This is a genomic window from Legionella longbeachae, from assembly GCF_004283175.1.
GTDB classification, from domain to species: domain Bacteria; phylum Pseudomonadota; class Gammaproteobacteria; order Legionellales; family Legionellaceae; genus Legionella; species Legionella longbeachae.
Map to the genome: position 1 here is coordinate 38,684 of NZ_RXNW01000023.1, position 12,274 is coordinate 50,957.

Here is a 12,274-nt window from a genome sequence, read left to right on the forward strand (position 1 = left end):
ATTACATTTTATGTAAGTAATTTTTAAACCAAACGGATTTTTACGCTCAATTTGCTTTGATAATAGGAAAACAGTAATAAATTTTATCTATCTTTTGTACAACACAGCGCCAATCTATCCGCTTTTTAAGCTCTGGTGCATAGTGCTGGACCCAGCGATAAACCGTTGTATGGTCAATTGCCAACCCACGCTCAGCCATCATTTCTTCTAAATCACGATAGCCAATGCCATATTTGCAATACCAACGTACACATTTCAGAATTAGATCCACATTAAAGTGCCGCCATTTGAAATCAATTGGATTTTTAGACATTTGCTGCTCTATAGAAAATCGCAATTATACCCTAATCCTAATTTTTTCAACGCAGCCGTGATGCATGCCCTCACCCAAAATTTTTATAGATTGAAATAAGTTTAATTGGGCAACGATTGGGACGTAATTGTCAATTAAATTGGCTTTACTCCCAATTAAGTAAATTTTAGACAACTATCAATCAGCTCAACTTATTCGATATCCCCTATATTATTGCATTAACCTGCTAAACTATAAGACATATAATTTATCTTCTGTGGGAAAAGAGGATGGATAAGTCTAACGAGAATAAAGAAACTTTCTCTTATCCATTATTAGATTGTTTAGTAATTTTAACTATATTAAGTCATCGTCCTTTATCTGCAGATGTACTGCGTGCCGGATTACCTCTGGAAAATAATAGATTAACCCCCGCCTTATTTATACGTGCAGCGGAACGTGTTGGATTCTCAGCGCGGGTAGTCAAACGCTCCCTTTCTCATATTTCGAAATTAGTTTTACCTGTTGTGTTACTTTTAAAAAATGATCAGGCCTGCATACTAAATAAGATAATTGATTCAGAAACAGTGGAACTCATTTTGTCTGATCATGGAGGAGGTGTTCAACAAAAATCAGTAGATGATTTGGAAGAAAATTATACTGGACAAGCCATATTTATCGCTCCAGTTTTTAAATATGAGACACGTTCTGAAGCAAAACCAACAGAGAGAATAGATAAGCTGTCATGGTTTTGGAGTACTTTATCTCGTTATCGATATATTTATATTCAAGTCATCCTCGCAGCATTCTTAGTCAATATTTTTAATTTGGTTATGCCGTTGTTTATAATGAATGTGTATAACCGCGTTATACCAAATAATGCCAATGTGACTTTGTGGGTACTCGTTATCGGGGTTTTGATGATCCATTTTTTTGATTTTATTTTAAGACTATTACGCGGGTATTTAATTGATGTGAGTGGAAAAAAGGCCGATGTGGTGATGGCAAGCACTTTGTTTCAACAAGCAATGAGTATCCGCTTGATGAATAAACCCAATTCTGTAGGCGCGTTTGTAAATAATTTGCGTGAGTTTGAAGTACTAAGAGATTTTTTTACTTCCGCAACGCTAACTACAATTATTGATTTACCCTTTGTTATTTTGTTTTTCGTGCTTATTGCTTATTGCTTATTTAGGAAGTTGGCTTGTACTGATTCCACTTATTATAGTGCCGCTTATTTTGCTCGCTGCATATATTCTTGAGAAACCAATGCGGGAAGCGGTACTAAAATCCTTGCAAGGAGCAATGCAAAAACATGCAATATTAGTTGAAACAGTAACAGCTATAGAAACGGTAAAATCGTTGAATGCTGAAGGCCAAATGCAGAAAAAATGGGAGCAATATGTTGGTACTACAGCACGAGACTCACTAAAAATGCGCTATTACTCAAATTTGATCATCACTATTACCAATTACGGCCAACAGTTTATTACCGTGGGCATGATCGCCTTAGGTGTATATATGATCGAAGAGGGAAGCATGTCCTTAGGTGGTTTAATCGCCACAAATATTTTAGCGGGAAGGATTTTAGCTCCGCTTTCTTCATTGGCAGGTATTTTAACCCGGTTACAGCAAGCCAGGTTATCATTGGAAAATCTCAATCATTTGATGTCATTGCCTGTTGAGCGCCCAGAAAATAAACGTTTTTTACACCTGCCGAAAATAGAGGGAACAATAGAATTCGACAAAGTTAGTTTTCAATATCCAGGTCAACAAATCCTGGCACTTGATAAAGTTTCTTTTAAAATAAAGGCAGGAGAGCGCGTCGCATTTATTGGTCGTATTGGTTCGGGTAAAAGTACCATCCAACGATTACTTCTTGGTTTATATCAACCAAAAGAAGGAAATATTTATATAGATGGTATTAACATAGAGCAACTAGATCCTGTCGACTTAAGGAAGAACATGGGCTTTGTTCCTCAAGATAGCATGTTATTCTACGGGACAGTACGAGACAATATTTCTATGGGAATGCCTTGGGCTGATGATACTGCAATTATTAATGCAGGTTATCTTGGTGGTGTTGACCGATTTGTTAATCATCATCCAGAAGGATTTGATATGATGGTTGGCGAGAGAGGCGAAGGTTTATCTGGAGGACAGCGTCAATCTATTGCATTGGCTCGTGGATTGTTATCTGACCCACCGATTTGGTTATTTGATGAGCCAACCAGTGCCATGGATATGGCTACAGAACAAGAAACAATTCAGCGATTACTATCTCTTAAAGAAAGAAAAACCATTATTTTAGTGACACATAAAGTATCATTATTTCCTTTAGTTGAACGTCTTATTATGATGGATAATGGGCATATCATAATAGATGGACTCAAAAATGAAGTTATCGACGTTCTGCAAAAAGCTCAATCACTTGAAAAACAAAAACAGTCTCAACAATTCTCGTCTTCAGTACCAAATCAGGAAGGGAAGTAAATATGGCTTTGAAGAAAAATAAGCAAGATAAAAAATTTTTTTCAGAGGATGAGGATTTTATTTCTGACTCTAAAGCCGCATTATTAACTAAAAAAACAGTGGTTGCTAACAGTATTCTTTTTATTGTTTTAATGCTCATTATTTCAGGAATAATATGGTCTTATTTTGGAATGATAGATGACGTTGTTATCGGGGAGGGAAAAGTTATTCCTTCCTCGGAGGTTAAAATTATACAAAGCCTGGATAGCGGAATTATTAATAAGATTTTAGTTCAGGAAGGAGAAATAGTTCACCCAAACCAAATTCTGGTAACTCTAGATGATACACGGTACAAAGCGGATTATAAAAATGGTTACCATCGATATCTCGCTCTTTCTGCGACTGTTGCTAGGTTAATGGCACAAGCTTATGGTCAGCCAAGTGTTAAGTTTTCAGCTGAGTTAAAAGAAAATGCTCCTGATCTTGTAGATAGAGAAAATTATTTATTTAAAACCCAACTCGATTCACTTCATTCAGAATTAGAAAATTTACAACAATATTTAGATCTTGCTAAAGAGCATACTAAAATGTACGAAAAATTAACTATTAAAGGATATGCATCTAAAGCTGAATATATTCGTACTCAGCAAATTATTGCGGAAATTCAACAAAAGATATTAGAGAAAAAAAATCAATATCAGAATACTGCGTGGACTGAGCTTAATCAGAATAAAGCTGAGCTAATGAGTTTGACTGATTCATTAGCTTCTTTAAAAGATAAAATGGTGCGCACTGAATTAAGATCACTTGTTTATGGCGTAGTTAAAAAAATTAATATTAAAACTGAGGGAGGAGTTGTAAGCCCTGGGGAAGATATTTTGGAAATTGTTCCTTTGTCAGATAAGTTACTTGTTGAGGCAAAAGTCACTCCTAAGGATATCGCTTTTATTCATAAAGGACAAAAGGTATCAGTCAAGATCACCGCTTATGATTATACAGTCTATGGCAGTTTAAATGGAGTTGTTACTTATATCAGTCCAGACGCAATTGAGGAATCAAGTAATAAGCTACCAGGGGGGGACCAATAACTTACTATATGATCCGTGTACAAACCGATAAAAATTATTTAGGAAATGACAAACATAAATTACCCATAATTCCTGGTATGACAGCAAATGTTTTTATTAAAACAGGCAAAAAAAGTGTTTTAGACTATATTCTTAAACCAATTTTTAAAGCCAAAGAGGAATCCTTTAGGGAAAGATAAGGATTATTACATCATTATTTTAAAAATTATTTAATTTTAATGACCGAAAAAAAATCACTTTCTACACAAATAAATTTGAATAAAAATTAGCCAACACCTATACTTTAATTACTATAATCTGATGTAACTCCCACTACTTGAAAGTATCGGTTTGTTCAGGTGTTTAATAATGCGCAGGTACTAAAGTCATGGAAGAATTAAGAACCTTGCAACATGGTTTTAGGTGTTCTCATGGCTTCCAAGATTATTCGCTATGGTAATGGAGAGTGGGCTTTAGCAGGCAAAGTTACTCCCTACGATAATGGAGCGCTAGCTTCAGCACTGAAGACGATTCGTTATGGTAATGAACAATTAATTTTAGCGCACAAAATCACGCCCTATGCCAATGGTAATTTAAATTTAACGCTCAATACAGATAATGGTATAGGTATTGTAGGAAATGGGAATGATAAAATTACCTTAACGGGAAACAATAATATTCTTGCAGTAGGTAATGGTAAAAATACACTCTCAGTTTCAGGTAATAATAATCATCTAATTGTCGGAAATGGCAATAATTCGGTGGCACTTGGTGGTAACAATGAAACCTTGTTCATTGGCAATGGAAATAACTTAATTAATGCCTTATCTTCTTCCGGTAAGGATGTTATTACCGCAGGTAATGGGAATAACACTTTAAACCTTGGATACACCCATGTTGCGAATAGCATGGTGCAGTTAAGTGCCGCAAATTTTAAATTAACTCTTGGCCACGGTATTAACTCGGTACAGTCTCTAACCACAGGGAGTACGGTTATAACTTTGGGCAATAAAATTAATAGCGTTGATGCTGGTGTTGGTTCCTCGGTCATCACAGGAGGAAACGGTGCTGATAAGATGACTTATGAAGCTAATTTAAACGCCATCGCTCACGGAGGAGCTTCTGCATATAGCGGGGGTAATGGTGTTGATCTTTTAGAACTGAAAGTAAGTTATGGACAACTTAATTCTACAGATTTTAAAAATGATGTTTTAGGTTTTAAAGCTGCTGTGGCTTCCGGCGCAGAAGCAAAAAGCTTTTTTAAATTTTCTGCCATTCCTTTAAGTGTTAAAGGATTTGAACAAATTAAGGTTGTTGCTCAAGATCTCGGAGCGCCTAAAATTTCATTTACTCCAACCTCAGTTCGTGAAAGCACGGCTGGCGCTAAACTAGGCACATTATCTGCAACAGATATTGATGCTAAGGATCAGCACTACTGGTTAATTATGAACAACAGTGCCAATGGCTCCCTTAAGTATGTCGTGGGAAATGAAAGTACCCAAGTTATTAATGGTTTAACCTGGTTTAATGGGGTAAATGGACCTGAAACTCTAAAATTAGCTGCTGGCGTAGCTCTGGATGATTCAACTCCAGGTATGTTGCCTATTACAGTGGCCGTAGCGGATATAGCTCAGCTACAGGCAATAAAAGCGGGTACTTTGCAAGTCAGTGCATTACCTACTCATTCTTACAATGTCCCTGTGATTGCTGTCCCAGTTCCTCCTGCCTCATTACGTGTAACAAGTCCTGGGGGAGATGAAAATACATCGATACCATTAAATATAAGCGCTACAACGCGTTATGCTGGCGACGTATTAACGTATAAATTCACAGGAGTCCCGGCTGGTGGTTCTTTATCAGCGGGGACACTTAATCAGGATGGCAGTTGGACGCTTACTGCAGCACAAATTGTTGGGTTAACTTTTAAATCAGGATTAAATCAAGTATCAGGTTCTGTGACGCTTAATGTAATTGCTACGTCTACTTCACCCAATGGTTTATCTGCAAGCATTAATCAATCAATAAAGGTTGGAGTTAATCCTGTTGCTGATGTTCCTGTCTTAGGCACGCAAGTGGTTTCCGGGAATGAGGGTTCCGCCATCCCCCTGAATATAAGTGCAGCACTTCCAGTGGGAAATACCACCGATGTGTTGTCAGTAAAGATTGGCAATGTACCTACGGGTGCGACTCTAAGTTCAGGAGGGACGACCTTGGCACCTAATACAGATGGTACTTATACCGTCAGTGCGAACCAATTGTCGGATCTTGCAATTACGGTCAATGACCAATTAGCCAGCGCCACCAATCTTGCCCTAGCCATAACGGCCTACTCTTCCATAGGAAATTCAGTAGCCACTGCGACTGCCACGCAAATGGTGACCGTTAATCCTGTTGCTGATGTTCCTGTCTTAGGCACGCAAGTGGTCTCCGGGAATGAGGGGTCCGCCATCCCCCTGAATATAAGTGCAGCACTTCCAGTGGGAAATACCACCGATGTGTTGTCAGTAACGATTGGCAATGTTCCTGATAGCGCGATGCTCAGTTCAGGAGGAACTGCTTTAGTAGCTAATGCCGATGGTACTTATACCGTCAGTGCCAGCCAATTGCAGGATCTTGCCATAATGGTAAGTGGGAACTTAACTGTCTCAACCAACCTTGAATTAGCAATAAAAGTTTACTCCACAGTAGAGGAGTCAGTAGCTACAGCGACTGCAACTCAATTAGTTACTATTAACCCCACTATTACAATTGATCCAGGATCACTCTCCTCTGCAAGTGATGGTACAACTGCTGCAGGAACAGGTGGTCCAACTTTGACATTGGCTGATGGGGAAACTTTGGCATTGACAAATGGTTCGATTTTGACAGGAGCAGATAGTACAACTTTGACATTGGCAGATGGTTCAAATGTGACATTGACGGTGACAGGTGGTTCTATGACAGTAACAGCGGTAGATGGTTCAACTATGACATTGGTGGGTGGTTCAACTGTCACAGTTGCAGGTGGTTCAACCGTCACAGTCGAAGATGGTTCAACTGTCACAGTCGTAGATGGTTCAACTACGGCAGTGGTAGGCGGTTCGACTTTGACAGGAACAGATGGTTCAACCACGACAGTGGTAGGTGGTTCCACTTTGACAGGGACAGATGGTTCAACTGCGACAGTGGTAGGTGGTTCCACTTTGATAGGGACAGATGGTTCAACTGCGACAGTAGTAGATAGTTCACTAGCTTATGCAGATGCTGGGTCGGGTCATGGTGCGGTGTTGGTTGATCGCATTATTGAAACTGTAGATCCTACAAGCTATACATATGCAATTGATCCGGCATTGCAAGGTACTCTTGATTCCGCTGCATCTGTTCCCACAATTGACTTAACTCCACAAGATAGTATTTTAGATGTAAGCGCACAAAGTGTATTAAGTGTAGTTGCTTCTGATGGCAGTTCAACTGCGACAGCACTAGATAGCTCAACTGTGGCAGCACTAGATAGCTCAACTGTGGCAGCACTAGATAGCCCAACTGTGGCAGCACTAGCACTAGATAGTTCAACTGCGACAGTAGCAGATAGTTTAACTGTGACTGCAGTGGATAGTACAACAACCTCAGCGATTAGTTCAATTGCGACTGCCGATAGTTCAATTGCAATAGTTTCAGGCCAAACAGATGCGACTCTATCATTACAAGCAACATTTACAGATCTAGGTATAAGTGGCGTAGAAATAAATCAGACAATGATCTAAGTCCTTTCGACTCACTAAAGACTCTAGGTAAAACATTATACCAATGGCGGGAAGAAGTGGTTAGAATGTGGTGGTTTACTAAAACAACGGCATTACAGAAGGGTTTCATCGTAAGATGAAACTGATCCAACGTCGTGCTTATGGATTTAGAAATTTTGAAAATTATAGGTTAAGGGTTAAAGTTTTGTGTTCTTGATTAGTGCCCCCGGAAATGGGGATGAGCCGTTTGAAGAGCCCTGTTACTTAGTTAAAAATGGCGCGCCCGGAAGGATTCGAACCTCCGACCCCCTGGTTCGTAGCCTTCTTCTTGTTATATAAAAACTATAATAATCAATACCTTGCGATGCATCAAAATCGTAAAAAACTGCCAAAAACGGCCTAAAACTGCCTGGTACAGTCACAGTTATGCCACAATTTATGACACAGTATTCTTATTTGTAATTAATAAAATTGTAATGAGCAGCATGGTTCTTGATTCTTGTATGGATAATCGCTTGTAGATATTTTCTCGCATCGATTCAGGGAATGGCACAAAAGTCTACCATAGCTTCCATAATTCACCATCTTCAGTGGCATTGACGAGGTCATCATGATGTGTTTTCAAAGCGTCGTTAGCGCCACCAGTGCGCCTTGAAGAGTAACAGGTGTATATGCATCTGCTTTCATAGGTACTTTTTTAATTTCACTGGTGTTTTCTATCATACCACACTCGATTTGTTTAAGATAAAATTGCACTTAAATGAATTAGGAGAACCTTATAAGAATTTACATGAGTCAAATTCCTTATAGAAAAACATAGAAAAAAAATAACAACCTTCTATAATGATGGATTTTTGTTATTTCTGGTTGTCCTATGGTTCGGTTTGCATTGATACTCTGTTTGATTAGTACTTTTAATTATGCCGAATCCCCAGGTTCCTTTACGCAATCTAAAAAAATTGCAGCACAATTGTTTCAAAAGCACCCACAAACCATTTATTGCCAATGCAGTTATGACGATAAGGAAGTCAATTTAGCCAGTTGTGGGATGGAGGCGGCCAATCCCATTAAACGCGCACATCGTATTGAATGGGAGCACATTATGGCTGCAGAGCATTTTGGTCAACAATTTGCCTGCTGGCGGGAGCCTTTATGCGAAGACAAAAATGGAAAATCCTTTAAAGGGCGAAGATGCTGTGAGAAAAAGGATGAGCGTTTTCGCCATGTTGAAGCGGAGCTGTATAATTTGTGGCCTGAAGCAGGGGTTGTGAATCAGGCGCGCTCTAACTACCGCTTCGGAGTGCTTCCTGAACAACCCAGCTATCTAGGATGTGGGATGAAAATTGATAAATCATCTCGTCGAGCAGAACCCCCAGATTCTGCCAAAGGAGTGGTGGCTCGTGCTTATTTATTTATGTCTGAACACTACGGACTTTCTTTAAGTTCCTCGCAAAAGAAATTATTTATTACGTGGAATAAAAAATTTTCTCCTAGCACTTGGGAAAAACAATGGGCATTACAGGTGGCATTAATTGAAGGATATGAAAATAAGTATATTTCGCAATGGCAAATAAAAGCGCATGCTGCCTTTTAGTGAATGGATTTCATGCTAAGGAACAAGGCGGACGTTTTTGAGTCATAAAATGCAAGTTCACTCAAAAGGGGATGGAGAAAAATAGTTTAAGTCAAGACTGTTTTTTTAATTTTTGTTTGTTTAAAATACTCGGGCCAAATTTTTATCTAATATCTAAATTCTGTGGATATTAATTCGCGCCAACTCTTATCCCTTGTTACCCCATTACTCAAACAACCTTTGTCCCATATGGTTTGTTTTCCTTTTTAAATAAAATGCTTCCTTTAAAGTTATGCACATTTTCTGTGGATAAGTCTGTTTATATTCTGTCAAACACCTCATGGGATTAGGGGTTAATATGATGATGCATCATGTTCCAATGTGTTTTCTAAACTACGCTACTCTTTAATAAAACAAGAGTATGACATTATGTGTGGTCGTTTTGCTTATGTAGCGTCTTATGGCAAGTTAAAATACTTACTTATCTACAATTCCGCCAAGTATTTCCAATATTTTTGTATTCCATATAAGCATTCTCCCTTCTGGTTTAAAAAATAAAAATCCTGACTTGATGCGAATATCCATCTTTTTACATGAGCTAAAATATTTGAATTAATTAATGCCACGGTTTCTCTTGATTCCATTTGGCTACCATTTATACCATCAAAACTTCCTATTAATGCTATTTTTTTTGATAAGGGGAAGTGTACCTCTGTGCCAAGTAAACCAAAACCAGGAGAGTGTTTATGTTTTGCAGGATTAGTCCAAAATAACACTACTGGGAAATCACTGGTTATAAATTGAGCATCATCTGGGGCTCTAATTAATATCCATTTACGAGAAAAAAAATAAGGTAATATCTCGTTAAAAAGATTCAACTCTGCTTTAATATGTTCATTTCTTGAAAGAATTATTCGGTACTGGTCTTCATCGATAGCCTTTTTTAGATCTTCAGTTACGAGATGTTCATTTACTCTCATTCCAACATTTTGAGCAGCCATCGATAATCCCAACTTACCAGCATCTTCAATAAAATTATTATAATGATTTCTTCTGGTGGGATTTCTAATTGCGAACAGGGCCATTAGATTTATAATGTAGCTACGATCTTCGCCTTCAAATCTATTTGTATTTTCTATATTACGTAATGCAGTGGCTACATTACCTTCAAAATCATGCCCCAATGCATCTTCTAAATAGTTTAGCGCAATACCTTCGAAATCCACCCGATTAAAATCCCTTTCTTGACCAATATTTTTTGAATTGGATGGAGGTGATACCCTCTGATCTTTTATATCTATTGGGATAATGAATTGATTATCCAGAATAGAAAATCCTTTTAAATAGCATTGAGATATGTAATGATGTGCTCTTGTTTTTGAATGATGTGCAGTTTTTTCCAAATTTATTCCGGATTAATTTTGCTGTATTCAGAAAAATATATTTTTTGGCGTCATATTGCAAATAATTCTTCAATTGCTGCCTGCATCTCATACGCACTTGGCTTGGCATAGCGAAAAATTTCTTTGATTGAAACATTCCCACTTAGCTCCTGCGAAAAATGAAACTCATGCTTGTCCTTCACTTTCTTCAAAAACGTATGCCGAGGCTTATGTGTCGTAAACTCAAATTGATCCACATCACATTATCTCTTAACTGGGTTGGCAAAATCTATTAGACCATCATTATTTACCGTAATTTGATGATGTACGTTGTACTTGCTAATTAGTAAACCTGTGTCATTGCCTTCAATTTGCAAGTGTAATCTTAGATATTTATGATGTGGTATGTTTGTTGTAATTTCAAAGATATTATTCTCATCTTACTCTTAAAAGGATAGCTCGTATAAATTGCCTTTTACGTCCCACAATCTGCCGCTAGATCATTTATTAATCTAATTTTTATCATCATTTCTACTTTATATAAATATTATTTTTTCGGGGTGGCTATTCTCAATAGGATATTGAAATATGCTTTATTTAGGCTTGTCAAGTATGTTCAAATGAAATTCATTTCTTATCATTATAGATCTATAATTGACATATATGGTTAATGGGATGCTCTCATCATGAAATGGAATTTAACTTTCTTCTGTACTTTAATTTTACTCGCCCCGTCTCTAGTCTATGCTGAAAAAATTTTATTACCGCCTCCAGGTGGACAGCCTTCTTCATGTGAGGAGGCTTATAGAAATGCCTCAAATACATTAACTCTTGAGTCGGTAAAAAGCTCTTTATCTAATATTTGTAAATCTCAAGGCGGCTGGCAAGTAATGTACAAAATTGTAACTCTTGCTCCTCCCTATCCTCCAGGAGTAGTTTTAAGTTGTGTAAAAAATGATAATGGCAATATTAGTGTATTATACTCATGTCGTTATGGAACAAGTTCTTCAGATTTATAAACTTTGATACATTAATAATTTAGGACAAACTTAGGATAATAGTGTTTATCTTATTGTCCAAATTGAGTTGGACTTGCTGGTTATTTTCCTGAAAATTTTAATTTTACACGGAACGAGATGTTGTTTATTCATACGGAGCATATTATACAAACACGCTAAAGGTCCAAAAATATTAATAAGATAATCGACAGTGAGATCAATTCTTTTTCAATTGTGTTATAAGAGTCTACAGCATGAAAATATTATGTTTCTACTCATGGAATTTGTTAAGCTTTTTTATCCAATCTTGCGTGGCATTATTATATTTTTCCAGAGACTTAGCGCAAATCATCGCTTAAAAAAACTACTTATTTCTTAAAGACAAATCTTCGGAAAACCCTTTAATTTGCTCTTCAATTATATTAACCCCTTTTCCCACACTAAAGTTCTGCTTAAGATAGGAGGCCACTCGTTATCATTATAGTCAATTTCTCTTTTTAACTCAAAATCCGGCTATCGATGCAATCTATCAATTCAAACAACAACTCCATTCTTTTTTAATGAAAAGACTTGGCTCTACGCGTTTTCATCTTATGGATTACCCCGATGTACAAAAAGAAAGTCTAAATCTTTTGTGGGTGTAAAATTATCAAGTGTTACTTGATAGGAATTATCTTGGGAAACTGTGAGTGGTGCATTAAAACATCCTAAGAGAATAGCATTAGCAGGTGGTTTAATGATCAACTTAAATTTTTTAATAGGGCCACG

General features: G+C 37.3%; 8 protein-coding genes and 2 pseudogenes. 8 read left to right on the forward strand and 2 right to left on the reverse strand.

The genetic code is table 11. The features are described 5' to 3' along the window. Nucleotides 1-109 precede the first annotated feature (109 nt). Nucleotides 110-313 (reverse strand): annotated as a pseudogene (locus EKG34_RS17495) (IS6 family transposase); the annotation flags it as partial. Between the two features lie 269 nt (nt 314-582). Here EKG34_RS17495 and EKG34_RS17500 point away from each other — a divergent pair. From EKG34_RS17500 to EKG34_RS17525, 7 genes and pseudogenes are all read left to right on the forward strand, one after another. Beyond that, nucleotides 583-1,554 (forward strand): cysteine peptidase family C39 domain-containing protein, encoded by a 972-nt coding sequence (locus EKG34_RS17500; protein ID WP_080619721.1) that lies wholly within the window; start codon nt 583-585, stop codon nt 1,552-1,554. Continuing rightward, the gene (locus EKG34_RS17505; RefSeq protein ID WP_085662477.1) at nt 1,469-2,785 is read left to right on the forward strand and encodes an ATP-binding cassette domain-containing protein; all 1,317 of its coding nucleotides are present in this window, start codon (nt 1,469-1,471) and stop codon (nt 2,783-2,785) included. Before EKG34_RS17500 ends, EKG34_RS17505 begins: the two co-directional genes overlap by 86 nt. A 2-nt stretch (nt 2,786-2,787) precedes the next feature. Beyond that, nucleotides 2,788-3,852: a beta-barrel domain-containing protein gene (locus EKG34_RS17510; RefSeq protein WP_080619723.1), complete on the forward strand. Its 1,065-nt coding sequence runs from the start codon at nt 2,788-2,790 to the stop codon at nt 3,850-3,852. Nucleotides 3,853-3,860: 8 nt separating this feature from the next. After that, nucleotides 3,861-4,031, forward strand: coding sequence for a hypothetical protein (locus EKG34_RS18355; protein ID WP_165391560.1), 171 nt, complete (start codon nt 3,861-3,863; stop codon nt 4,029-4,031). Between the two features lie 231 nt (nt 4,032-4,262). After that, nucleotides 4,263-7,574, forward strand: coding sequence for a beta strand repeat-containing protein (locus tag EKG34_RS17515; protein ID WP_125461271.1), 3,312 nt, complete (start codon nt 4,263-4,265; stop codon nt 7,572-7,574). Continuing rightward, nucleotides 7,574-7,770: pseudogene (locus EKG34_RS17520) on the forward strand (transposase); the annotation flags it as partial. The gene EKG34_RS17515 and the pseudogene EKG34_RS17520, both read left to right, overlap by 1 nt. 657 nt (nt 7,771-8,427) lie before the next feature. After that, a complete protein-coding gene (locus EKG34_RS17525; RefSeq protein WP_080619725.1) occupies nt 8,428-9,147 on the forward strand; it encodes an endonuclease in 720 nt (239 codons plus the stop codon). A gap of 464 nt (nt 9,148-9,611) precedes the next feature. Here EKG34_RS17525 and EKG34_RS17530 read toward each other — a convergent pair whose 3' ends face one another. Next, a complete protein-coding gene (locus EKG34_RS17530) occupies nt 9,612-10,529 on the reverse strand; it encodes a DUF4238 domain-containing protein (RefSeq protein ID WP_165391561.1) in 918 nt (305 codons plus the stop codon). Nucleotides 10,530-11,194: 665 nt separating this feature from the next. On the opposite strand from EKG34_RS17530, the gene EKG34_RS17540 reads away from it, so the two are divergent. Then, complete coding sequence (locus tag EKG34_RS17540) at nt 11,195-11,527, forward strand: hypothetical protein (protein ID WP_080619728.1); 333 nt, start codon at nt 11,195-11,197, stop codon at nt 11,525-11,527. Nucleotides 11,528-12,274: the final 747 nt, after the last annotated feature.